Source organism: Globicatella sulfidifaciens DSM 15739, from assembly GCF_900167405.1.
Classification (GTDB): domain Bacteria; phylum Bacillota; class Bacilli; order Lactobacillales; family Aerococcaceae; genus Globicatella; species Globicatella sulfidifaciens.
Map to the genome: position 1 here is coordinate 2,484 of NZ_FUWO01000009.1, position 24,221 is coordinate 26,704.

General features: G+C 35.4%; 19 protein-coding genes and 2 pseudogenes. 18 read left to right on the forward strand and 3 right to left on the reverse strand.

Annotated features, from left to right (window positions below; genetic code table 11):
- From B5D12_RS10430 to pyrR, 6 genes are all read left to right on the forward strand, one after another.
- A partial coding sequence (locus B5D12_RS10430) for a hypothetical protein (protein WP_234982925.1) occupies positions 1 to 185 on the forward strand: 185 nt, incomplete at its 5' end.
- 182 nt (positions 186 to 367) lie between these two features.
- A complete protein-coding gene (locus B5D12_RS05770; protein ID WP_078755910.1) occupies positions 368 to 919 on the forward strand; it encodes a 5-formyltetrahydrofolate cyclo-ligase in 552 nt (183 codons plus the stop codon).
- A gap of 12 nt (positions 920 to 931) precedes the next feature.
- Positions 932 to 1,627 carry a rhomboid family intramembrane serine protease gene (locus B5D12_RS05775; RefSeq protein ID WP_078755911.1) on the forward strand — a complete coding sequence of 232 codons (696 nt, stop codon included), beginning with the start codon at positions 932 to 934 and terminating at the stop codon, positions 1,625 to 1,627.
- A gap of 13 nt (positions 1,628 to 1,640) precedes the next feature.
- Entirely contained in the window at positions 1,641 to 2,615 is a 975-nt protein-coding gene (locus tag B5D12_RS05780) for an ROK family glucokinase (protein ID WP_078755912.1), read from the forward strand.
- Between the two features lie 8 nt (positions 2,616 to 2,623).
- Complete coding sequence (locus tag B5D12_RS05785; RefSeq protein ID WP_078755913.1) at positions 2,624 to 3,019, forward strand: rhodanese-like domain-containing protein; 396 nt, start codon at positions 2,624 to 2,626, stop codon at positions 3,017 to 3,019.
- 88 nt (positions 3,020 to 3,107) lie between these two features.
- Positions 3,108 to 3,647, forward strand: a complete 540-nt coding sequence (pyrR, locus tag B5D12_RS05790) for a bifunctional pyr operon transcriptional regulator/uracil phosphoribosyltransferase PyrR (RefSeq protein WP_078755914.1) — start codon at positions 3,108 to 3,110, stop codon at positions 3,645 to 3,647.
- Positions 3,648 to 3,808: 161 nt separating this feature from the next.
- Here pyrR and B5D12_RS05795 read toward each other — a convergent pair whose 3' ends face one another.
- Positions 3,809 to 5,512: an Rqc2 family fibronectin-binding protein gene (locus tag B5D12_RS05795; RefSeq protein ID WP_078755915.1), complete on the reverse strand. Its 1,704-nt coding sequence runs from the start codon at positions 5,510 to 5,512 to the stop codon at positions 3,809 to 3,811.
- A 130-nt stretch (positions 5,513 to 5,642) separates the two neighbouring features.
- On the opposite strand from B5D12_RS05795, the gene B5D12_RS05800 reads away from it, so the two are divergent.
- From B5D12_RS05800 to B5D12_RS05830, 7 genes are all read left to right on the forward strand, one after another.
- The gene (locus tag B5D12_RS05800) at positions 5,643 to 6,839 is read left to right on the forward strand and encodes an MFS transporter (protein WP_268762617.1); all 1,197 of its coding nucleotides are present in this window, start codon (positions 5,643 to 5,645) and stop codon (positions 6,837 to 6,839) included.
- Complete coding sequence (rimM, locus tag B5D12_RS05805) at positions 6,839 to 7,360, forward strand: ribosome maturation factor RimM (protein WP_078755917.1); 522 nt, start codon at positions 6,839 to 6,841, stop codon at positions 7,358 to 7,360. Before B5D12_RS05800 ends, rimM begins: the two co-directional genes overlap by 1 nt.
- Positions 7,350 to 8,090 carry a tRNA (guanosine(37)-N1)-methyltransferase TrmD gene (gene trmD / locus B5D12_RS05810; protein ID WP_078755998.1) on the forward strand — a complete coding sequence of 247 codons (741 nt, stop codon included), beginning with the start codon at positions 7,350 to 7,352 and terminating at the stop codon, positions 8,088 to 8,090. The genes rimM and trmD overlap by 11 nt, the downstream gene beginning before the upstream one ends.
- A 50-nt stretch (positions 8,091 to 8,140) precedes the next feature.
- Entirely contained in the window at positions 8,141 to 9,058 is a 918-nt protein-coding gene (locus tag B5D12_RS05815) for a manganese-dependent inorganic pyrophosphatase (RefSeq protein ID WP_078755918.1), read from the forward strand.
- Between the two features lie 520 nt (positions 9,059 to 9,578).
- A complete protein-coding gene (locus B5D12_RS05820; RefSeq protein WP_078755919.1) occupies positions 9,579 to 13,127 on the forward strand; it encodes a PD-(D/E)XK nuclease family protein in 3,549 nt (1,182 codons plus the stop codon).
- Positions 13,128 to 17,111 (forward strand): helicase-exonuclease AddAB subunit AddA, encoded by a 3,984-nt coding sequence (gene addA / locus B5D12_RS05825; RefSeq protein ID WP_078755920.1) that lies wholly within the window; start codon positions 13,128 to 13,130, stop codon positions 17,109 to 17,111.
- Between the two features lie 96 nt (positions 17,112 to 17,207).
- Positions 17,208 to 17,591 (forward strand): VOC family protein, encoded by a 384-nt coding sequence (locus tag B5D12_RS05830; RefSeq protein WP_078755921.1) that lies wholly within the window; start codon positions 17,208 to 17,210, stop codon positions 17,589 to 17,591.
- Between the two features lie 868 nt (positions 17,592 to 18,459).
- On the opposite strand, the gene B5D12_RS05835 is transcribed toward B5D12_RS05830, so the two are convergent.
- On the reverse strand, positions 18,460 to 19,296 hold the full coding sequence (locus B5D12_RS05835; protein ID WP_078755922.1) for a DUF7973 family transport facilitator: 837 nt from the start codon (positions 19,294 to 19,296) through the stop codon (positions 18,460 to 18,462).
- A 173-nt stretch (positions 19,297 to 19,469) separates the two neighbouring features.
- Here B5D12_RS05835 and B5D12_RS05840 point away from each other — a divergent pair, with 173 nt between their 5' ends.
- The 5 genes and pseudogenes from B5D12_RS05840 to B5D12_RS10060 all read left to right on the forward strand — a co-directional run.
- Positions 19,470 to 21,221: a DUF2075 domain-containing protein gene (locus B5D12_RS05840; protein WP_078755923.1), complete on the forward strand. Its 1,752-nt coding sequence runs from the start codon at positions 19,470 to 19,472 to the stop codon at positions 21,219 to 21,221.
- A complete protein-coding gene (locus B5D12_RS05845) occupies positions 21,222 to 21,566 on the forward strand; it encodes a nucleotide pyrophosphohydrolase (RefSeq protein WP_078755924.1) in 345 nt (114 codons plus the stop codon).
- A gap of 596 nt (positions 21,567 to 22,162) precedes the next feature.
- On the forward strand, positions 22,163 to 22,684 hold the full coding sequence (locus B5D12_RS05850; protein WP_078755925.1) for a ClbS/DfsB family four-helix bundle protein: 522 nt from the start codon (positions 22,163 to 22,165) through the stop codon (positions 22,682 to 22,684).
- Between the two features lie 77 nt (positions 22,685 to 22,761).
- Positions 22,762 to 23,373, forward strand: coding sequence for a DUF6088 family protein (locus tag B5D12_RS05855; protein WP_078755926.1), 612 nt, complete (start codon positions 22,762 to 22,764; stop codon positions 23,371 to 23,373).
- A pseudogene (locus tag B5D12_RS10060) lies at positions 23,366 to 23,533 on the forward strand (nucleotidyl transferase AbiEii/AbiGii toxin family protein); the annotation flags it as partial. The gene B5D12_RS05855 and the pseudogene B5D12_RS10060, both read left to right, overlap by 8 nt.
- A gap of 162 nt (positions 23,534 to 23,695) precedes the next feature.
- On the opposite strand, the pseudogene B5D12_RS10725 reads toward B5D12_RS10060, so the two are convergent.
- Positions 23,696 to 23,866 (reverse strand): annotated as a pseudogene (locus B5D12_RS10725) (transposase); the annotation flags it as partial.
- Positions 23,867 to 24,221: the final 355 nt, after the last annotated feature.

The window sequence follows — 24,221 nt, forward strand, 5'->3', positions numbered from 1 at the left end:
CGCAGTGGTTGAGTGGTCTCAATCTGCGTCTTAATGAGATTGAACATAAATTTGAAAATTTCAGTCAAATTAGTGCTTATTCATTAAAAGCGCAGTGGTTGAGTGGCCTCAATCTGCGTCTTAATGACTTGTTTGAGGCCTACTCAACTGTGCGGGGGTGGACAGACAAAGCGAAATTCAACTGATTTTCTACTTGTTGCCCACTCCCAATTTGTATCCAATGTTATAAACGATAAGCTTAACTTTATCTAATGCTATTTTGTCCACTCTCAGCATGATTTTGATAACGTTATTATTACTTGAAAGAACGCTCCCATTTTTCATTAAAATATGTTAAAATAGACTAGTAAACTTAGAGGGAGGTACTATGAAAAAAGATAAACAAACCCTTAGATTAGATATTATCAATAAACTTCAACATTTGAATGGTGAACAACGACATCAATGGGAAAGTGATTTAAAGCAACAATTTTTTGAGTATTTACAAACTATTAATGTTCAAAGAATGGCTTTATTTTATAGCTTTCATCCTGAAGTTAATGTTTTACCTATATTAGAAGAATTAGAAGCACAAGGTTATGAAGTGTATTTACCTTGTTTAGCTCCCAATTATCAATTAGAGTTTGCTCCTTATCAAACAGGAGACACACTTAAAACTGTCTATCGCAAAGTAGTGCAACCAAAGACTGATCAACGACTAGAACCTGAGCAATTAGATTTAATCATTGTACCAGGCTTAGCTTTTTCACGAAATGGGTATCGAGTCGGCTTTGGTGGCGGTTATTATGATCGTCTATTAGCAAAATTACCTACCACCAAAACGGTTTCGCTCGTTTTTCCCATTCAAATGGTCGACAATGATTTATTGCCTGTTGAATCATTTGATCAACCTGTTAAAAAGCTCTTCATTGCGAGATAGAGAGGAGCAATAATGGAAAAAATTAAAAATCCTGAATGGTGGCGTCAGGCGCCATTTGTAACTTATATTTTATTAACACTTAATATTGCTGTTTTTATATGGATGTTATTCGTTTTTGGGACGACACAATCGAGTGAAGCATTAGTAAGAACAGGTGCAAATTTTAGACCTTTCATTGTTCATTTTAATGAATGGTGGCGGTTATTGACTGCCGGTTTTATTCATATTGGAATTGAACATATCTTGATGAATATGGTTTCCCTTTATTTTGTGGGGATTGAACTGGAAAAAATATTAGGTCATGGACGCTATTTAGTTATTTATTTAATCAGTGTGCTAGGTGGAAATGTCGTTTCATTTGGCTTAGCGAGTGCGGGGGCTCTTTCTGCAGGGGCTAGTACTGGTATTTTTGGTTTATTTGCGGCTTATATTGTATTGGGGCGTTTATATCCACAATCAAGCTATTTAAGACAGCGTGGTCAAACCTTTATGACACTATTTGTTATTAATGTCTTGATGAATTTATTTTCTGGAACGATCGATAATTGGGGGCACATGGGTGGCGCTTTAATGGGAGCTTTGATGACTGCGGCGATTGGTATAAAACAATATCATCCATTAACGAAGAAACAAAGATTATTATTATTCATTAGTATCATTTTATTATTGATTTTATTTATTTTTATTGGGATACAAAGAGAATTTTAAAGGAGTAGGAAAAATGGAGAAAAAAATTATTGGGATTGACTTAGGTGGCACTTCAGCAAAATTAGCAATTTTAACACCCGAAGGGGAAATTCAAAAAAAATGGAGTGTTCAAACGAATATCTTAAATGATGGTGAGCATATTGTACCGGATATTATTGATTCGATTAAAGAGCAATTATCATTATTAAACTTAACAGAAGAAAGTTTTTACGGTATCGGAATGGGAACTCCCGGGAAAGTAGATGCTGAAAATAAAACAGTTATTGGTGCTTACAATTTAAACTGGAGTGAATTACAAGAAGTTGGAAAACAATTTGCCGAAGCTTTTAATTTACCTTTTTATATTGATAATGATGCGAATGTGGCTGCTTTAGGAGAACAATGGAAAGGTGCCGGTAATGGTGAACCCAATGTCGTGATGTTTACTTTAGGTACTGGTGTTGGTGGCGGTATCGTTTTAGATAATAAATTATTACATGGTGTCGGCGGTACAGCAGGCGAAGTGGGCCATATTTTTGTTGATGCGGAAAATGGTTTTGAATGTACTTGTGGTAATAAAGGCTGTCTAGAAACGGTTGCTTCAGCAACAGGAATTGTTAATCTTGCACGTCATTACTCAAATGAATTTGCAGGTGATTCAACGATAAAAGCGCGTATTGATAGTGGCGATCAAGTAACGGCTCGTGATATTTTTGATGCGGCAAAAGATAGCGATACATTTAGTGAACATGTAGTTGATATGTTTTCTCACTATTTAGGTATCGCGACTTCCCATATTGCGAATATTTTAAATCCAAGTACGATTGTTTTAGGTGGTGGCGTTTCGGCAGCTGGCAATTATTTAAAAGAACGTGTTGAAAAATATCACCGTCAATATTCATTCCCACAAGTACGTGATGTAACTAAAATCCGTTTAGCAACAATTGGCAATGATGCTGGTGTTATCGGGGCTGCTCGATTAGTACCAGTTGATGAGTTAGGAGAGTAATTAATTTAATGGAAATTTTGAAATTTATTTTAGCTTTAATTGTTTTAGGATTAGTGATTTATGGTGGCTACTTACTCTATTTATGGTGGATTGCACGTAATTCCGCACAGATGATTGAAGCAACTGAATTAGAAGCATTACGTGCTGGAGCACAAATTGTGGATGTGCGTGAAACGCCGGAATTCGAGGCGCGTCACATTTTAGGGGCACGCAATATTCCAATGTCACAGTTTAAACAACGTCAAGCCGAAGTCCGCCGTGACAAACCCGTTTATTTATACGACGAAGATGGTAATTTAGCACCACGTTGTGCTCGTATTTTAAAGAAAAATGGACATGATAATGTCTTTATCTTGAAAAATGGTTTCTCTACTTGGGGCGGCAAAGTGAAATCAAGAAAATAGTATATTTTAGTCAATAAAGATGGTGATAGTTTCATTTTTAATGGGCTATGACGATCTTTATTTTTATCACATTGAAAGGAGTGTTGAAATGGTTGAAAATATTTTAATGGATGAAATGGCCATCAATCGGACACTTAAGCGAATTGCCCATGAAATCTTAGAACGCAATAAGACTTTAGAGGATGTTGTATTAGTCGGGATTAAAACGCGTGGCGAATACTTAGCAAATCGCATTGCGACGAAGATTAAAGAAATTGAAGGGCATGAAGTAGCGGTCGATTATGTAGATATTACCTTTTATCGCGATGATTTGACTCATGCGACTGTTTCCGATGAACCTGAAGTAACTGAAGCGACCTTTAGTCATGATTTAACAGGCAAAAAAGTCGTCATCGTCGATGATGTATTATATACCGGACGTACCGTTAGAGCTGCGATGGATGCGATTTTAGACCAACATCGTCCTTCGCATATTCAATTAGCTATTTTAGTGGATCGTGGACACCGAGAATTACCGATTAGAGCCGATTTTGTGGGTAAAAATGTACCGACTGCCAAAACAGAGCGAATTGCGGTACGTTTAAGTGAAGTCGACAATGGTGAAGACCAAGTGGTCATTGTAAAATAAAAAAGAAACTGAAGTTATGATGTGGTTGTGAGGTCTACTCGACACTCAACTAATTTTGTAACTTCAGTTTTTTTTATTATATTTTTATCATCGTGATAGACGAAAGATATTGCTCGTCACCAAATGGACTGCCTAATACTTGAAAAGTCCATCAGCTTTAGTTAATTGTCAATTTGATAGGTACGTAGTTTCTGTTCATCAGGTGTCACATAAATGGTGCGTTGTCCTTCATAAATCACATAGCCCGGTTTGGCGCCACTGGGTTTGCGTAAATGTTTGACTTGTAATAAGTCTACTGGAACGGAAGCTGAATCACTAAACTTAGAATAATAAGCCGCGAGTTCTCCCGCTAGCGTAATGGTTTCATCACTTGGTTGGTCACTTTCAATAATAACATGAGAACCAGGAATATTTTTGGCATGGAGCCACCAGTGATTTTTACTGGCTTTTTTAAGACTAAGTTCATCATTTTGATGATTATTGCGTCCAACATAAATCATCACCCCATCATCACTGCGATAGCGTCTTGGTTTTGAAGTGGATTTTGAACGTTTTTTAATATTTTGTTTGCGTTGTGCGACATAACCTTCGTTGGTTAATTCTTCTTTAATATCCTCAATGTCTTCTAAATCAGCTTGTTGAATTTGGACAAGTACCGTTTCTAAATACTCATTCTCTGCTTCAGCCAGTTGGGTTTGGTGGTCAATATATTTTAATGAATCACGATATTTAGTATATTTTTTAAAATATTTTTGGCTATTATCAATTGCTGATAACCGTGGATCGAGTTCAACTAATAATGGTTGATTATTGTCGTAATAATTATCCAATGTTACTGCTGTTTGACCTTTTTCAATTTGGTAAGCATAGGCTTTTAAGAGTTCACCTTTTATCCGATAGGTATCCGCAGCTTGGGCTACTTTGCGATCTTCTGCTAATTTGGCAATTTTAATTTGATTGCGTTCAATCACATGTTCTATTCTTTGTATTAAATCGCCTGATAATTGACGAATACGATCTAAATGAATTTTTTGTTGGAAAAAGGCTGTTAATAAAGTTGAAAGTGAAGGGTAGTTAATTTGTTCAGCTTCAAGATGCGTAACTGGATAATAATAAAAGGATAATTTGTCATTTTTTTGCTTGAAAATTGTGGGTTGTGCATTAGTTGTGGCGGCCATCAATTGATTGATGGCTTCACTGGCTGTCATTTTTTCTTGATTCATTAAATACTCAATTTCACTGGCACCGAGTCTTCCTAATCCTTCAATAATGCGTGAAGCGAGGCCATCTGCTAATAGCTGATGATGTTCATTCGCCCAACTATCTAAATCGGTTAAAGCAAAGACATTCGTTTGTTGTGGATTTTTGGGTGGTTGAACATATTCAGCCCCTGGTTGTAAACCACGATAGCTATTAAGACTTGGGGAGACATGTTTAATACAGTCAATAATCGTATTTTTAGCCGGATTAACTAATAGAATATTACTGTGGCGTCCCATCAATTCAAAATAAAGATGGTAATTTTGTTGATCACCTAATTCGTCTAAGCCACTGACAATAAATTGCACGATACGATCATTGTCAATTTGGCGGATGTCTAACACAATGGCATTTTCTAAATGTTTGCGCATCAACATACAAAACATCGGTGCATGAGTGGGATTACTTGGACGCTCATCTGTTAAACCTAAATGGTAGTAAGTGGGATGAATCGAGCTATTTAAACGATAATTGGTGCGATGATTACGAATTACCAATTGTAATTCTTGCTCGAAAGGTTGATATATTTTGGAAATACGGCCACCAATCAGTTGGTCCGCTAATTCCTTGACTAAGGCACGTGTAAAAAAGCCATCAAATGTCATACTTGTTTCCTCCTAAAAAGAGATATAAGTACATTTTACATGATTATCAACTAAAGTGAAAGTTATCGCGATTAATAAACGGTTTTGATAGCGAATTTACGCGAACTGTCGTATAATAGTGAAGGTTATTATGTTAGATTGGAGAGGTTACATGATTCATTTATTATTAGTCATGATTTATTTATCATTTATTAGTCTTGGCTTACCGGATGCTTTATTAGGTTCTGCCTGGCCCGTAATGCATCAAACCTTAGCAGTTGACGTTTCTTATGCTGGCGTTATTTCGTTGATTATTTCTTTTGGAACGATTATTTCCAGTTTGCAAAGTGATCGCTTAACGAAGCAATTTGGCCCTGGTAAAGTAACGGCTTTTAGTGTGCTTTTAACGGCGATGGCTTTATTTGGTTTCTCAATTAGCAATCAATTTTGGATGTTATGTTTATGGGCGATTCCTTATGGTTTAGGTGCCGGCAGTGTCGATGCTTCATTAAATAATTATGTTGCTTTACACTATAAGAGTCACCATATGAGCTGGTTACACTGTATGTGGGGTGTAGGAGCAGCGATTGGACCTTATATTATGTCTTATGCCTTGACGAATGGTTCTGGGTGGCAAAGTGGTTATTTATATATTGCGATCATTCAAATTGTTTTAACGACAAGTCTCTTTATTAGCTTACCTTTATGGCAAACGCATGAAGCCAAAAGCAATGGCAAACGTGCTGAAGGCAAACCACTGAGTATTCCAGAAATTTTATCATTAAAAGGCGCTAAAGAGATTATGATTGCTTTCTTTTGTTATTGTGCGATTGAATCAACTGCAGGACTTTGGGCAAGTAGTTATTTTGTCTTAGTAAAAGGCATTGAACCTGAGACTGCTGCCGGTTATGCTGCTTTATTTTATATCGGTATCACGATAGGACGTGCTTTGAGTGGCTTCTTAACCTTTAAATTTAATGACGAACAAATGATTCGCATTGGGATCGGTGTACTAGCAACCGGGATTATCTTGTTATTATTACCAATCAAAATGCCAGTGATTGCGCTCATTAGTTTAATTATTATGGGATTAGGGTGTGCGCCAATCTATCCAAGTATTATTCATATGTCACCACGTTATTTTGGAAAAGATAAATCACAAGCCATTATTGGGGTGCAAATGGCCAGTGCCTATGTAGGCGCAATGGCGATGCCACCTATCTTTGGTTGGATTACGAAAGTAACAGGCATGGGAATTTTACCGATTTATTTAGGATTATTAACCATTTTAATGTTATATATGTCAGAACGTTTTACCCAAAATGGTCCGATTGAGGAGGAAGGATAATGTATAAAGTAGGGCGAATTGTCAATACTTTTGGTATTAAAGGTCAAATTAAAGTCATTGCGGATACGGATTTTCCTGATGAACGCTTTGCTCCAGGTGAAAAATTAGCGATTGTCGATGGAGACAAGGTGCTAACTAAATTAACCGTAGCGGATGCTTATTTACATAAAGGGACTTATATTTTGAGTTTTGAAGGAATCCATAATATTAATGATATTGAACACTATAAAAATTATTGGTTAGCGATTGAAAAAGACCAACAACAGGCACTGCCTGAAGATGAATTCTATCATCATCAAATTATTGGCTTAAAGATTATCACAACCGATGGTGATGAATTAGGAACTGTTAAGGAGATTCTATCGTTAGGTTCGAATGATGTTTGGGTAGTTAAACGTCATGAACCGAAAAAACGCGATGTGTTATTGCCCTTTATTAATGATGTCGTGAAAGAAGTTGATTTAGCTAATGGTATAGCGACAATTGAATTGATGGAAGGTTTGATTGATGATGCAAATTGATGTGTTAACTTTATTCCCAGAAATGTTTGCACCACTTAATACCTCTTTAATGAAGGAAGCGCAAAATAAAGAAAAAATGACTTTAAATTTACATGATTTTCGTCAAAAAGCGGTCAATAAACATGGCCATGTTGATGATTATCCTTATGGTGGCGGAGCGGGCATGTTATTACGCGTTGAGCCTATTGTAGAAACACTCGAAGCAATTGAACGTAAGGATAAATCGAAAGTCATTTTAGTTGATCCAACCGGCAAGCCTTTTACCCAACAAATGGCTCAAGAATGGTCAACAGCTGAACAATTAATCTTTATTTGTGGTCATTATGAAGGTTTCGATGAACGAATTCGTGATTATGTAACCGATGAGGTGTCACTCGGTGATTATGTTTTAACCAATGGTGAAATGCCGACAATGGTGATGATTGATGCGACAGTCCGGTTAATTCCCGAAGTTTTAGGAAATGCCCACTCAATTGTAGACGAGTCACATCAACGTCATTTATTAGAACATCCACAATATACGCGACCAAGAGAGTTCAGAGGAAAAGTCGTTCCAGATGTCTTATTAAGTGGCCATCATGAAAAGATTGAAAAATGGAAAGCCAAAGAAGCTATCCGCAAAACCTACGAAAGACGACCAGACTTACTTGAGAAGGCTGATTTAACAGAACAAGAACAAGAATGGTTAACAGAAATTCAACAAGAAAATGAAAATATTTCTTTAAAATAGCTTAAGATGTGATAAAATATAGAAAAGACCTTTTTAGGAGGAATTAATAAATGTCTAAATATTTAGTGTTCGGACACAAAAATCCAGATACTGATACGATTGCTTCAGCCATTGCGATGAGCTTCTTTTTAGAGCGTCAAGGATATGACGCAGAGCCTGTTGCTTTAGGAACCCCAAATGAAGAAACCGAATTTGCTTTAAATTATTTTAATGTCGAAGCGCCACGTGTGGTAACCACGGTTGCGAACGAAGTTGAGCATGTTGCCTTAGTGGACCATAATGAACCCCAACAATCAGTCGATGATTTAGCGGACGTGACTGTTGATTATGTCATTGATCATCACCGTATTGCTGGTTTTGAAACAGCGCAACCTCTATATTACCGCGCTGAACCAATTGGATGTACCGCTACTGTATTATTAAAAATGTTCAAGGAACATGATTATGATATTCCAAAATCAATTGCAGGTTTAATGTTATCGGCTATTATTTCTGATACTTTATTATTTAAATCACCCACTTGCACGAATCAAGATGAATCTGCAGCGCGTGAATTAGCGAAAATCGCAGAAGTTGATTTAGAAAAATATGGTTTAGAATTATTAAAAGCAGGAACCAATTTATCAACTAAAACAATTGATGAATTATTAACATTAGATGCGAAATCATTCGATATGAATGGTAGAAAAGTACGTATTGCGCAAGTAAATGCGATTGGTTTCGAAGAAATGCAAGCGCAAAAAGCTGAATTATTAACTGCAATGGATGCTTCAGGATATGATTTATTCGTGTTAATCGTAACCGATATTTTAGAAAGCAATTCATTCGGTTTAGTATCTGGTGATGATTTTACACAAGTAGAAGCCGCTTTTGGTACTACGGTGATTGACAATGAACTATTATTACCAGGTGTCGTTTCACGTAAGAAACAAGTCGTACCGCAATTAACGGCTGCTTACGAAAAATAATAAAACAAGACTGACAGAAAGATGATCTGACTGCCTCCTGAAAATAGCAATAATTAACTATTTGAAGCGAAACCGAGCATGTATTTCTGTTCGGTCTTTTTTTGTTTGTCCTTATCCATCCAGTTTCTGGCATTAGGCAATATAAGATGAGCTTTTATTCAATTATTGGGGCTAAATATGAATTGTGCCAGTAGCTCCTATAAGCATGGGGGATTACTCAATTGTATTGGCTAAACTTCTTTTTGAGGGTAGGACGACGAAGCAAAAATCATTTCATTTTCTACTTCTGGTCTACTCCCAATCATGTGGAGGCTATAATTAACGCAAAAACTAATTGATTTGAGAAATAGTTTTTGCGTTCTAATAAAAGTTAGCATCACTCATTTTACCCTAAAGCATGAAGAATTATCTGTGAGTGGATCATGCATTATTCATCAATAATCAACCAGGAGCTATTTTTAAACAGAAGTGAATTTGATACAATAGGACTATCGATATTATTATAAGGAGGGACGAGAGTATGGCTTTACAAATTGTAACAGGCGATTTGTCAGTTAATAAAAAAGCTCCCCTAATTCAAGAGCTATTTAAAATTAAAGCACAAGATCCGCAAGCAATTATTTATTATTTAGTGCCGGAACATATCAAGTTTGACATGGAAACCTTTGTACTAAAAGAAAGTCAAAAAATGAGCGGTCGTCAAGAATCGGCCATGATGGACATTCAAGTGGTCAGCTTTACACGTTTGGCTTGGTTTATGTTAGATGAGAAACAACATCAACGGACTAATCTATCTGATATCGGGTTAACGATGGTGATTAAGCAAATATTAGATCAATATCAAGACCAATTGATTGTTTATAAAGGGCAACAACATCACTTAGGTTTCGTTGAGAAATTATTGGCGCTATTCGAAGAGTTATATCAAGGCAATGTTAATCCAGAAGCCTTAACCGATGATATGGTGAGTGAACAAGTCATTGATGCGACGATTTTAAATATGGAAGCGCAACGTATTAAAGAATTACAATTATTATATACCGCTTTTATTGATACGATTGAAACGCAATCATTAGCTAATTATCAAACGTATTTGGATTTATCACACTATTTAGCCCAACATGAAGCATTTGAGCATCATTATTTGGTAGTGGACCATCATTATTTCTTTAATGCACAACAATATCAATTATTAGTAGACCTCGCTCAAAAATTTAAACGGGTATGGTTAACTTTACCGATTAAACAATCCCAAATTAGCAGTGCTGAATGGTTACCAATGGTTCAAGTAGTAAAAGACACTTATCGTCAACTTAAACATTATGGACAATTATTTAATTTTGAAGTGTTGCCCGATTGGGAGATTCAAACGCATTATTTTAATTATCAGCCCGCTATTTTAGAAGTCGCCGCACGTTTCCAACAACAACAATCACAATTATTAGCGCCACAAGCTTTAAATAACGCCACAACACATCATTATTTTTGGCAATTTGAAACAGTGCAAAGTGAATTACGTCATATTAGCAATCAAATCCATTATTTAGTGACGATTGAAGGGTATCGTTATCGTGATATTTTAGTGCTGACCCGCGATATGGATTTATATCAACAAATGCTCGGACCAATCTTTGAGATGAATCAGATTCCTTACTTTTTTGACCATGAAGCCAATATGTCGCAACATCCCTTAGTCTTGTGGTTAGAAGCAGTACTCAATTTGTCCTTAAATCATTGGCGTTATCAAGACTTAATGCTTGTCATCAAATCGGATTTATTAATGCCGGAATGGCTTGAAGGGAATATTGAAGAGGCACGCCATCAAAAAGCCCTCCTAGAAAATATTTTAATTGCCAATGGTTATTTTGGTTTCCGCTTTTATAGTGAAAAGTTTGATTGGCAATTTCCGCAATCAGAGCAAAGTTATGTGAATTATCAAGGTGATGAAACGAATGAAACCATTTTTGAGGTGGTCAGTCGTTGGCGTCAGTGGTTAGTATCCTATCTATATCAACCCTTAAGTCGTTGGGACAAAGGGCTGTTAGGTCAACAAGCCGGAGAATGGTTATATCAATTATTAGTCGATACCCAAGTGCATCAGCGTCTTATAGCTTTGCGCGATCAAGCGATTGAACGGGGGCAAATTGAGTTGTCACGTCGCTTTGAACAAGTATGGCAAGTATTGATGGATGCCTTAGATGAATTCCATCAACTTTATGGTGAAAAGAACTTGTCATTAGCGTTGTTTGCTGAATTATTACTAACTGGTTTACAACAAGCGACCTATCATATTATTCCACCAACGATGGATCAAGTGACGGTTACCAGTATTGAAAGTCCACAAGTGCAACCGGCTAAAATTTGCTTTATTCTAGGAGCCGATGATCATAGTCTACCGAAGACCTATACCAGTGATTCTCTCTTAACAGAAGATAATCGTGTGGCAATTCAAGAACGTTTACTACCACATCAAAACCTTGCCGATACCGCGAAGCAACGCAATCAAATGGAACAGCTCATTGGCTATCAATTATTATTGGATGCGACCGATCAATTATATTTTTCAGTGGCACTCAGTGTAGGTGATTCACAAAGACAATTTTCACCTTATATCCTAAATCTGATTAAAGCTTGTCAATTTAAAGTAGAATCATTTGGGAGTGAACAACATCCTTTTTTAAATGAACAGATCCACAGCAATCAATTAGGACGTTTGCCAATGCAATTATCACCTTTACTCGGTGTATTACGTCATCAATATCAAAATAGTTTGCCTATGACGCATCAACAAAAACAATTATTACATCAAGTATTGTATGCGCCAGAAGCCATTGAAAAGAATTGGCAACAGTTGGTTCATCAGATTTTTAAATTTAATGTTTTACCAACGGCACTCACACCTGAAACCGCCATTGCTTTATTTGGCCAAAATATTTCAGCCTCTGTGTCGAAGATCGAGGCATATTACCAAGACCCATTCAGTCACTTTTTAACCTATGGTTTAAGATTAAAAGAGCGTGAACAGTATGAAATTGATGCGGCTAAAACCGGGGATTATTTCCATCATGCATTGGACTTGGTGATGGCTAAAATTATTGCTTCCGGTCGTACTTTAGTCAATTTAACCGCTGAAGAATTAAGGGTCATTTTAAATGAAAGCATTGAGGCCATTAATCAAGAGTGGAAATTCAATATTTTCAGTGGTTATCCACGAATGCAGGCCATTAAGTTACAACTTGATCAACAATTATGGCGCTTTTTACAATTTAGTTATCAACAACAAGCTAAAATTAAGATGCGCACCTTAAAAACGGAAGCCATCTTTGGGATGAATCCACAACATGATTTAAAAGGGATGAGTTACCCATTGTCCAGTGGCGGTAAATTATATATTACCGGGAAAATTGACCGTATTGACGAATTAGTGGGGGCGAATAAATTACAAATCATTGACTATAAGTCAGGTAAAAAGCAATTTAAGCTAGAAGATGCTTATTATGGTCATGATTTACAAATTCTAACTTATTTAAATATTGCCTTACAAAACTATCCGCAGTTTGAAGCATTAGGGGCTTTTTATCAGCCATTGATTCATAATTTTAATGAGGTAACGCCAGATGTCTTAGCCCAAGCGTCCCAAGGAGCCCTTTATGATACCCAATTAAAAAATAATCTTTTACATGGTTTTGTAGCCGCTGATGAAGCGGATTTAATGCAAATTGATCCCGATATTGAGGAACAGTCGGATAGTTTGATTTATCCAGTATCATTAAAGAAAGATGGTCAATATAAGGCCAGTTCAAAAGTCATTCGTGGTGACGATTTACAATTAGTTTTACGCATGACCGATGAGCGCTTTATCCAAGCCGCTGAAGAAATGCAGTCGGGTCGTATTGACTTAGCGCCGTATAAAGATAATCCTTATACAACGGCTTTACAACCGGGGTATCGAGTCATTTCAGGCTTTGATGCTACCGAACATTATCATTTATATCGCCGTAAAACAATCAAAGCTAAAGAAGTTATGAACCAATTGAAAATTGACTTTGAAGGGAAGGAGGAAGGATAGATGTTAATTGAACCAAAACCTAAAGATGCGCAATACAATGACGAACAGTGGCAAGCGATTCAACAAACGGGATCTAACTTACTGGTCGCAGCCTCAGCGGGTTCGGGTAAGACGACGGTCTTAATTGAGCGAATCTTAACCCATATCCGTAAAGAGTTTGCACAAATCGATGAATTACTAGTGGTCACCTTTACCGAAGCTGCCGCTAAGGAAATGAAGGAACGGATGGAAACCAAACTTAAAGCGGTTATTTACCAACCGGAGTACCAAGACAAACAAGCTCTCTTTTTAGAACAAATTACCAAATTACCCGCAGCCCATATACGGACCTTGCATAGTTTTTGTTTACAGGTGATTCAACAATTTTTCTATTTAATTGATTTTAATCCGAGCTTTACTTTATTAGTGGACGAGACTCAAAAGGCCTTGATTTTCCAAGATGTTTGGGAAGTATTAGTGGCTGATATTATTGAGGGCAAGGTTTCTGGACTGGATGCGAATGACTTACAAGAATTATTAAGTCGTTATGCTAATCCTAGAAGCGACCAAGATTTATTTGATTTAGTGCTTAACTTGCATCTCTTTTCTTCATCCCATCCTGAACCGGAAATCTATTTACAAAACTTATCACAATATAGCCGTGATTTTAATCAGTTTAGTCAAACAACCTTATACAAACAACAATTAGCGCCTAATTTACAAAGTAATCTTCAATCGGCTTATCAATTATTATTAAAAGCTGAAAACTTATTAGCAGGTGCTAGTGATGAAATAGCACAAAAATATGGGGATTTCTTAGCGACTGAACGAGAAATGATCGGTCAGTTATTAGATAATCTATACCAAGATCAATTAGCGAACTTTGCTAATATGTTGGCGGGGGTGGAATTTAAGCGTTGGCCAAGTAAACCACGTAAGACCGAAGAAGGCGACTTAATCGATGCGATGAAAGAGGCCCGTGACCAAGCCAAAATACTGATTACCAAAAATGTGCAACCGGTCTTTCCATTAGCTTATCCCGAATTGGAAAAAGTCGAAGCCCAGTTAGCCCCGATTATTGATAAATTAAGCCAACTGACCTTACACTTTAAACAAGCAGTCGCTCAGCATAAAGCTAAACTCAATATTATTGATTACAATGATTTAGAGCATTTAACCTTAAATATTTTAGCGCCTTATAATCAACAGACTGGACGTCGTGAGGCCAGCATTGCCGCTACTTATTATCAAAATCTCTTTAAAGAAGTCATGGTTGATGAATACCAAGATATTAATGAAATTCAAGCGACGATTTTATCTTGGTTATCACATGAACAACGACCGGATTTAACCGGTAATTTGTTTATGGTAGGGGACGTCAAACAATCGATTTATGGCTTCCGTATGGCTGAACCAAGCCTATTTATGAAAAAATATCGGCAATACCAAGCACATGAAGACGGCGAATTAATTGTGTTAGACAAGAATTATCGCTCACGCGATGAAGTGCTGCAATTTACCAATTATGTATTTGAGCGCATTATGGACGAGCAATTTGGCGAAATGAACTATGGCGAACAAGAGTCCTTGAAAACGGGTAATCTGACCTTTGAACCTGTTTCGCCTTCACCACGCTTTAATATTCAACTGTTATTGCATGAAAAAGCCGAGGACGGTGATGAAGAAGCGACAACCAGCTTTAATGAAGAAGCAACTGATACCGATGAGCTAGCAGATGAACTCGCTTTTGATAGTTCGATTGAAGCCCAAGCCCATTTAATTGCCCAAGATATCCGTCAAAAAGTACTGTCTAAGTGGCAAGTCTATGATAAAAAAGCCAAAGGCATGCGTCCGGTTGAGTACCGCGACTTTGTCATCTTATCGTCTACTAAAAAGCCATTTTTAGAAATCCAACGGGCTTTCCAACAGTATGAGATACCGATTAATGCGCAAAAAATCGATACTTATTTCCAAAGACAAGAGATTCAATTAATGATTGCACTCTTAAAAATCATTGATAATCCCCGACAAGACTTGCCTTTAGTGGCGATTTTACGATCATACTTTGTCGGACTGAGCGATGAAGCTTTAAGTAAAATCCGGATTCATCATCCTAGTGGGACTTATTATGAAGCCGTCTTAGATTATATGACTCAAGTAGATGATGCGCTTGCGGATCGATTAAGACAATTTAATCAACAACTGATTCATTGGCAAACGCTCGCCAGTGAGAAACGCTTAGTCGAATTGATATGGCAAATCTATCAAGAAACGTATTTCCTAGACTATGTTGCAGGCTTAACTAATGGAGCCCAACGTCAAGCGAATTTACATGCGTTTTACCAACAAGCCGCTATCTTTGAAAAGAGTAATTTTAAAGGGGTATTTGGCTTTATTCGATATATTGAAGAATTAACCGAACATAATCAAGATATTGCTGAACCGGTCTTATTAGGCGATAATGAAGACTATGTGCGCATGATGACCGTGCATGGTAGTAAGGGATTAGAGTTTCCAATTGTTTATTTGATGAATATTGAAAAGCAATTTAATATGCAAGATATTAATCACAAACGCTATGTTTTATCGAAAAACTCAGGCATGGGTACCGATTTATATGATTTTACCACGATGTTAAAATACCCATCGATGGTAAATAAAGCTATAAAAATCGAAAAAACCATGCAAGCTAAAGCGGAAGAAATGCGTAAATTGTATGTGGCTTTAACCCGTTGTGAGCAACAATTAATTCTAGTTGGGACGATTGATTCACAGGATAAATGGCAAGAAAGAAATGAAAAAACCCGTGAATTAACCGATAAACAAGATAAATTAGTCGTCTTACAAGAACGTCAAGCTGCTAATTCATGGTTAGAGTGGATTCGTCAGGCATTAGCAGTACCGGATACTTTAGCCGAAAAAGTTACTGATTTTGATATAGCCCAAGTTGATGTTATTTTTAAAAATCAAGCAGAGATTTTCCAAACGCAAGGCGAATTAATTCAACAACGACAATTCATCACCGAAGAAAGTTGGCTCGACTTTACACTGAAAGCGATAGAAGAAGTTTCGATGGATGAACCTCTTTCATCCTTAGCGCAAACGATGGCCGCACTAGCTAACCCTGTCTATCCGTATCAATTGGCGAGTCATACGTCCTCTTATCAATCGGTATCCGAGTTAAAACGTTTGTATGAAGAACCGGCACATGATCAATTAAGTCATTTTATTGACCGAACTAAGCCAGTCAATACTGCAACGGACCATCAACTCAAGCTAAGAGAAGGGCAGTTGTCCGCTACTAACAATCAGTTAGCAGCATCGTCAGCAACTGACGTCACTGAACAAGCAGGGATTCAGAGTATTCGCTATACACAGGACACCTTTGAACCGCCACAATTTATGAAACCAAAAACGATGACTTATGCCGAAATCGGTAGCTTAACCCACTTTGTGATGCAACATTTGGCCTTTGAACAGTATCAAGGTGAAGCGATTGAATCCTGGTTGGCAAGTGAAATCAGCCGCTTAGTCAGTGAAGAGTATTTAACACAAGAAGAAGCGGCCTTAATTAAAGTGGAGACTTTAGTATGGTTCTTAAAAGACCCGTATGGTCAACAATTATTTAAGCATCATCAAACCTTACAACGTGAACAGGCTTTTTCTTATTTGTTGCCTGCTAAATGGTTGTTTAAAGCCCAGTTAACCGAGGAAACAATGCCACAGTTGGCCGATGATCAATTATTAGTCCATGGGATTATTGATACCTTTTACGAAACAGACGATGGGTTGGTTATATTGGATTATAAGACAGACCGCTATCGTCAATATGGTAATATCCCGCGCAGTGAGCAAATTGAATTGATTGCCGATAAGTATAAATTCCAGTTGAGTTTGTATGCACAAGCCTTGAGTCAAGCCAAAGCTAAGCCAGTTAACGATGTATGTGTGGTATTGTTAGATTTTAATGTAGTGTATCGTTATGACGAATTATATACCTTTTAGTTGCAATATTTCTGATATATCATAAAAAAGTCCATAGTCTTGAAAGAGATTATTTGCTAAACTATAATTAACAAACTTGAATAGTGAGGGAAATCTATGAAAATTGAACACGTAGCGATATATGTTAATCATTTAGATGATGCGAGAGATTTCTTTGTTAAATATTTTGAGGCAAAATCAAATGAATTGTATTTCAATCCGAACACAGAATTTAGCTCATATTTTTTAACATTTGAGGATGGCGCTCGCTTAGAGTTAATGACAAGACCAGACATGGTGGATACTTATAAAGGCTTAAATCGAACCGGATTTGTTCACATGGCAATGAGTGTAGGCAGTAAGGAAAAAGTCGATGCGCTAACCAAAACATTAGAAAGCGATGGCTATGAATTAATTGATGGTCCACGTACAACCGGTGACGGTTATTATGAGAGTAAGTTCATAATCTTTGAAGGCAATCAATTAGAAATTACGGTTTAAATCAAAGTAATAATGATGACTTGATCGTGAAAATCATTAAAGACTAAGAAAGTAATTTTATATACCTTGATTCAGCATGAGAGAGGAATGGCAATAAAGAATTTGCTGTTCGATGCGACCAGAAGACTGGTTGTTGGAGTGGGCAAGAAGTAGAAAATTAAATAATTTTCGCTTCGTCTGCCCACCCCCGCACAGTTGGGAGTGGACCAGAAGTTGAAAAGCGAATGATTTTCACTTCGTCTGTCCACCCCCGCACAGTTGAGTAGGCCTCAAACAAGTCGAAAGACGAAGTTCGAGGCCACTCAACCACTGCGCTTTTAAATACCGAGCAATCATTTGATTGAATTTGTCAACTTTATCCTCAACCTCATTAAGACGTAGATTGAGACCACTCAATCACTGCGCTTTTAATTTAACAACAATAACTTGATTAAGTTTACCAAATTTATCTTTAACCTCATTGAAGACGCCATTTGAGACCACTCAACCACTGCGCTATTAACTAATGAACAATAATCTTAACTAAATTTATCAAGTTTATGCCCAGCCTCAAGGTATTTTGAATGCTGTTGAAAGGGAATAGGAAATGGGAGCGGTCTAGACTCGTTAAGACGTTATTTGAGACCACTCAACCACTGCGCTATTAATTAATGAACAATAATCTTAACTAAATTTATCAAGTTTATGCCTAGACTCTTCAAAAGCATGTTGTATTGCTGTACCGATATAAGAAAAGACAAGCCCATCTTCCATTATTGTTGCGCCCCAGCTAATAAAGTATTGTGATACCGATATAAGGGCAGACACACAAAAAGTAATAGCCTAGCAAACCCGATGTGAGTTTGTTAGGCTATTTCTATTGCTTCAATTATTTAATGAAGAATGTATTTAAGATGAATGAAAATAATGCTATTGCATAAGCGGGTGGGTCAATATGTGTTTTGACATTGGTATTGAAGAAACGAGCGACTAACTCAAATACGAACCAAGCCATCACACCAAATAAAATCGCTAAGAAATAGTTATTAAAAGCAACCATTGCTAAAGCTGAGATAATCCCGACATGATGTCCAACCGGGAAGTTGGCACCAAAGATGGTAAAGAAGAATAAGAATGCTCCAAAGCCAAAGCCAAAGAATGGAATACCTGTTAATTGGGTTACATAAGCGATGATAGCAGAGTATGCTGCTGACCATAATAAACCAAATACTAAATCATTGGTACTCATATTGAAGACTGGTTGTCCTTCTTCTGGTTGCGACATAAATTCGCCACCACCAAATACTAAACGAGTAATGATTGAACCAATTACGATACCGATTGCGCCACCATCAACTTTTAATCCTAATACTTCGGTAATTAAGTAAGCTGATAAATAACCGATAACGGCGAAGATACCACCGACTAATAAAGCCATTGGATCATTGGAAGCAAATGGTTGTTTATTAATATCTGTTCCATGGAAACCAGAGTTATCTTTAGAACCTAAGTAAGCAGTTGCTGCTACAGCACCGGTGAAAGCGATATGGGGTCCAAAGAAATAACCAAATGCGACATTGTTTAAGAAATCTGCTGAACCTCCAGCAGCCATGATTGATGAACCGATTAAGACGAAGAACCCACATAAACCAATCGCAGGGATCGCTCCAATCGCAGCACCAAATACGCCACCAAAGAAAGCTAAAATAATTGCTAAAATTGACATATTGTCACTCCTTAAAATAATTTTTCACCATATTAATTATAATCATTTTAAAAAATAAAGTCTAATAATTATTATTAATAGAGAAAGATTACTAATTCTATGACTTTAAAGAAATATCTAAGCATATATGGTAAAATAAATTATAATGATCTTTTATATTTAGGAGTTTAATTATGAGTTCAAATGCTTTTATTGAAGAAATAAAATTTAATAAAGAAGATTTAGATTTATTTATTGAAGAAACGAAATCTAAGAATGATAAAAACAGAGAATATTTATTAGAATATCCAACTGTTTATATCGCTAATCATAAAGAAAAAGACGAGTTTTATGTCTATGTCGGTGAAACAACTAATATTAATAAACGAACCCAACAACATTTATTAATTGATCCGAAAATTAGAGAAGATTGGAAAGCCTTATCGGAAGCAAAAAACTCTTCTATGTATATTATTGGACACAAATATTTTAACAAATCTTTAACTCTTGATATTGAAAATCGCTTAATGTTGTATTTATCAAGCGTTGAAAATGTAAAATCAGTCTATAATAGAAGAACTAATGAGCAGAATAAGTATTTTACTTCAAATAAATTAGATGAGGTTTTTTCCGAAATTTGGTTGAAGTTAAGAAGTAAAAATAAAAAACTGTTTCCTTTGGAATCTGTCATTAAAGATTCTGCACTTTTCAAAGCTTCGCCATTTCATAAATTAACTAATGAACAACTAGAGGCTAAGATGGAAATTATCAATACTGTTGCCGAAATTTTACAAAATAATACAACTGGTAATTTAATTATTGTTAATGGTGCAGCTGGTTCTGGCAAAACAGTTTTGTTAAGTAGTTTATTTTATGATTTATTTAACGATACAGAATTTCAATTAGAAAAACTGGAAAAAACCGCTTTAAACAATTACCTTTTGGTGAATCATGAGCAGTTACTAGTAGTATACGAGCAAATAGCAAGTAAGCTTAACATCTTAGGAAAGAATGTAAAACGAGTTTTAAAACCTACTCAGTTTATAAATAGAAATTCGGAGGAAAATAAAGCCGATATTGTGTTAATTGATGAGGCGCATTTACTTTGGACTCAAGGTAAACAATCATATCGCGGAAAAAATCAATTAATCGATATTATCAATAGGAGTAAAGTGACTATTGCTGTTTTTGATGAAGATCAAATTATGCAAACTAATCAGTATATGGAAAAAGATATTCAGCATTTAGTTCCTAAAACCAAACTACATAAAATTACATTAAAAAATCAAATGCGTATTAATGCTAGTTTAAAGACAATAGAATGGATTGAAAACTTTGCAAGATATAACAAGATAGGGAAAATGAATAAAGATGATTCATATGATTTGAGAGTTTTTGATTCTCCGGAAGATTTAGTTCAAGCGATTAAAGAAAGAAATTTTGATTCTAATAAAGGAATATCTAGAACGATTGCTTCATTCGATTGGGAATATTCTTCTACTAAAAAACCAAAAAGTACTGATTTTTGGATGGTGAAAATTGGTACTTGGGAGATGCCATGGAACTTACAGTTACAAGAATACGATAAAACTTTAAAAAAACAAAATAAGAATCGTTCATGGGCAGAACAGCCACACACTATAAATGAAGTGGGTTCTCATTATACTGTACAAGGGTTTGATTTGAATTATGCTGGAGTAATAATAGGACCATCCGTAAAATATAGAAATGGCAAAGTTATTATCGATCCTAACGAAAGTGAAAATAAACATGCAACTCAAAGACGTACCTTCTCAAACAACGAAAAGCGCCATGTTTCTGAAGAACTCATTCAAAATGAGTTGAATGTATTGTTAACACGCGGTGTAAATGGACTATATATCTATGCTGTTGATGAACAATTAAGAAATAAATTATTAGAAGTCTATCGGAATAGAGGAGAATAAATGGAAATCAACGAAATTATTAAAGAAATCAATCAGTTTAGAGATGAGCGTAATTGGCGACAATATCATAACGAGAAAGATCTAGCAATCTCGATTAGTTTAGAAGCGAATGAGCTATTAGAAATTTTTCAGTGGCGTTCGTCTGAGGAAGCAAAGGCAGATTCGTTAGAGCATTTAAAAGAAGAGATTGCTGATGTTTTAATCTATACTTTAATGATGGCTGATAATTTGGATTTAGACGTAAGCGAAATTATTCGAGAAAAAATCGTGAAAAATGGCGTTAAGTATCCAATTAGTCAAGCAAAGGGCAGCAATAAAAAATATACTGAGCTAGAAAACAATTAACTATAGGGAAGCATTCGATTAAGCCGAGGATGCTTCTTTATTTTATATTTTTCATACAGTTCCTAGTAAAAGGACTTTAAAGCATATTTTACAAAATTTTAAGACGAGTAGTAGACATGTATATTATGTTAATATAGCTAAAGCTTAGGTAGTCTCGTAACATGGACCTCGTCATTTTATCTTGGATCATCAGTCCGTAATCAATTTTTTGATAATTTAAACCATAAGATTTTAGTTTGATCTTGTTTCAAATGGGTTATATTGGCCTCTGGATTCTTTCCCTAATGTTACAGATAATTTTATTACTCATTTCTCCTAATAGGAATGTAGAGTCTCAGCTTTTTAAATGTTGTTTCTGCATGATTATCATAGATTTCTTTGAATTGAGATTGAATTTTTAGTAATAATTTACTAATATATTTCCTTAACAATTCTTCCTATCAAATTTTAAATTGGTAATAAAAACTCTTGTTTGATGTGGATGCTTTTTTATAAAATAAGGATAAATGGAAACAGTTTAATTACAAGATGATGAATCAAGGTCAGAAGTAACTTTTTCGGTAAAATCTCTCTATACAAACTACGGAGGTCGACATATGAGAACTTATGAAAGTAAGGAAGCTTTAAAAAGTGAGATAAAGATAACTTTTGAAAAATATATTTCAGAATTTGATAATATCCCAGAAGAATTAAAAGACAAAAGAGTAGATGAAGTTGATAGAACACCAGCAGAAAATCTTGCCTATCAAGTAGGTTGGACTTCTTTAGTTTTAAAATGGGAAGAAGATGAGAAAAATGGACTAGATGTTAAAACACCATCTGATCAATTTAAGTGGAATCAACTTGGAGACTTGTATCAATGGTTTACAGATACCTATGCTCATAAATCGTTAAAGGAACTAAAAGAACAACTATCACAGAATATAGAGGATATTTATATTATGATAGATGAATTAACAGATGAAGAATTGTTTAAACCACATATGAGAAAATGGGCCGATGGCGCAACAAAAAATGCTTTTTGGGAAGTGTATAAATTCGTTCATGTCAACACGGTAGCACCATTTGGAACATTTAGAACTAAGATTAGAAAATGGAAAAAAACAGTAAATTTGTAGAATAAGGATATGAAATTTAATTGTACATGTTGTTTGTCCCAGATATGATATAACATTTGGGACAAAGGAGGATTGTAATGAGTTCATATACAGAAAAAATATCAGATAAAATAAATGATTTTGACTCACATAAAGTATTTTTTGCTAATGACTTTTTAGATATTGCTTCTTATGAAACTGCTAGAAAGACATTGAATAGAATGGTTAATGAAGATAAAATTAAGCGTGTAATTGATGGCATTTATTACAATCCAAGATTTAGTGAATTAATTGGAGAGTACGAAGCAGTATCAATTCACGAGTTAGCACTTGCTATAGCGAGAAAATACAATTGGAATATTGCACCATATAGTAGCACAGCCTTAAACTTATTAGGACTTTCAACACAAGTACCAACTCACTATAAATATATATCTAGTGGAAGATATAAAGAATATAAAATTGGGGATACAATTTTAGAATTAAAAAAAGTAAATCCAGGAGAAATTGCCAATATGTCCCTAAAGACTGCAACAGTTATTCAAGCAATTAAGTCTTTGGGTAAAGAAAATATAAGTAATGAAGTTATACAAAAGATAAGAGAAAATTTAACTGAAAAAGAAAGAACAGACTTAATGAATGAATCAAAATCAGTGCCATCATGGATATATGAAGTAATAAGAGAAATTTGTGAGGGTCAAAATGAATAAGTTTTATATAGAAGACAAAGAAGACTTAAGAGTTTTAATAGTCATTACTGCAAGAAAGAAAAATATATCTGAAGCAGTAATTGAAAAAGACTATTGGGTTACTTTTATCTTAGATTATCTATTTAATGAAAATAAATGGAAAGAATATTTTACCTTTAAATGAAAATATAGGAGTGGGTATGATTTATGATGTGAACTTAGAACAAAATGTTTGTTTGCTGGGTATAGTTCTAAATCCAGAGTATTGAAACAAAGGTTTGGGAACGGTTATACTTGAAGATTTAATTGAAATTGCTAAAAATTCATTGAATGTTACCTCAATTAAAAGTGTTGTGTAGTCACGATCGTAATAGCCATTACGATATGTCATTCTATTGGGATCATGTTGATAGGCTTCGTTATCTAAGTATTCATTCTGTTATTTCTTCATCAGTGGATTAAATATCTTGGTTAAAATAATCTTAGACATGTTGTCTTTTACTTCTACGTCAATTAAGTTTTAAATTTCTTCTAGATTCAGTGTAAAATGTACTTGGGTCATTTTAATTCCTCCTGGTTTGTTTATTTTTCCTAAAAACATTGTACCAGTTATGGAGGGATTAGTGACCCTTTCTATTTACAAAATTATATGGACTTTATATTTTAAAGCCTCAAAATATTTCAGCAATACGAGTATAATTGAAAATGATATTAACGGTTTACAAGTTCTATAGGAACTGAAAATCCCTTGTTGTAATTGAATAATCAAATTTTTAATTCTTTATGTTCTTTAATAATTGCAATGATTGAAAAAACTTGACACTATCAGTTTACAATTGTAAACTAGAATTATATCTTGAAACGTAATA

Coding starts and splice junctions, on each gene's coding strand:
- B5D12_RS05770 (WP_078755910.1), top strand. CDS start 368: ATGAAAAAAGATAAACAAACCCTTAGATTAGATATTATCAATAAACTT.
- B5D12_RS05775 (WP_078755911.1), top strand. CDS start 932: ATGGAAAAAATTAAAAATCCTGAATGGTGGCGTCAGGCGCCATTTGTA.
- B5D12_RS05780 (WP_078755912.1), top strand. CDS start 1,641: ATGGAGAAAAAAATTATTGGGATTGACTTAGGTGGCACTTCAGCAAAA.
- B5D12_RS05785 (WP_078755913.1), top strand. CDS start 2,624: ATGGAAATTTTGAAATTTATTTTAGCTTTAATTGTTTTAGGATTAGTG.
- pyrR (WP_078755914.1), top strand. CDS start 3,108: ATGGTTGAAAATATTTTAATGGATGAAATGGCCATCAATCGGACACTT.
- B5D12_RS05795 (WP_078755915.1), bottom strand. CDS start 5,512: ATGACATTTGATGGCTTTTTTACACGTGCCTTAGTCAAGGAATTAGCG.
- B5D12_RS05800 (WP_268762617.1), top strand. CDS start 5,643: ATGTTAGATTGGAGAGGTTACATGATTCATTTATTATTAGTCATGATT.
- rimM (WP_078755917.1), top strand. CDS start 6,839: ATGTATAAAGTAGGGCGAATTGTCAATACTTTTGGTATTAAAGGTCAA.
- trmD (WP_078755998.1), top strand. CDS start 7,350: ATGCAAATTGATGTGTTAACTTTATTCCCAGAAATGTTTGCACCACTT.
- B5D12_RS05815 (WP_078755918.1), top strand. CDS start 8,141: ATGTCTAAATATTTAGTGTTCGGACACAAAAATCCAGATACTGATACG.
- B5D12_RS05820 (WP_078755919.1), top strand. CDS start 9,579: ATGGCTTTACAAATTGTAACAGGCGATTTGTCAGTTAATAAAAAAGCT.
- addA (WP_078755920.1), top strand. CDS start 13,128: ATGTTAATTGAACCAAAACCTAAAGATGCGCAATACAATGACGAACAG.
- B5D12_RS05830 (WP_078755921.1), top strand. CDS start 17,208: ATGAAAATTGAACACGTAGCGATATATGTTAATCATTTAGATGATGCG.
- B5D12_RS05835 (WP_078755922.1), bottom strand. CDS start 19,296: ATGTCAATTTTAGCAATTATTTTAGCTTTCTTTGGTGGCGTATTTGGT.
- B5D12_RS05840 (WP_078755923.1), top strand. CDS start 19,470: ATGAGTTCAAATGCTTTTATTGAAGAAATAAAATTTAATAAAGAAGAT.
- B5D12_RS05845 (WP_078755924.1), top strand. CDS start 21,222: ATGGAAATCAACGAAATTATTAAAGAAATCAATCAGTTTAGAGATGAG.
- B5D12_RS05850 (WP_078755925.1), top strand. CDS start 22,163: ATGAGAACTTATGAAAGTAAGGAAGCTTTAAAAAGTGAGATAAAGATA.
- B5D12_RS05855 (WP_078755926.1), top strand. CDS start 22,762: ATGAGTTCATATACAGAAAAAATATCAGATAAAATAAATGATTTTGAC.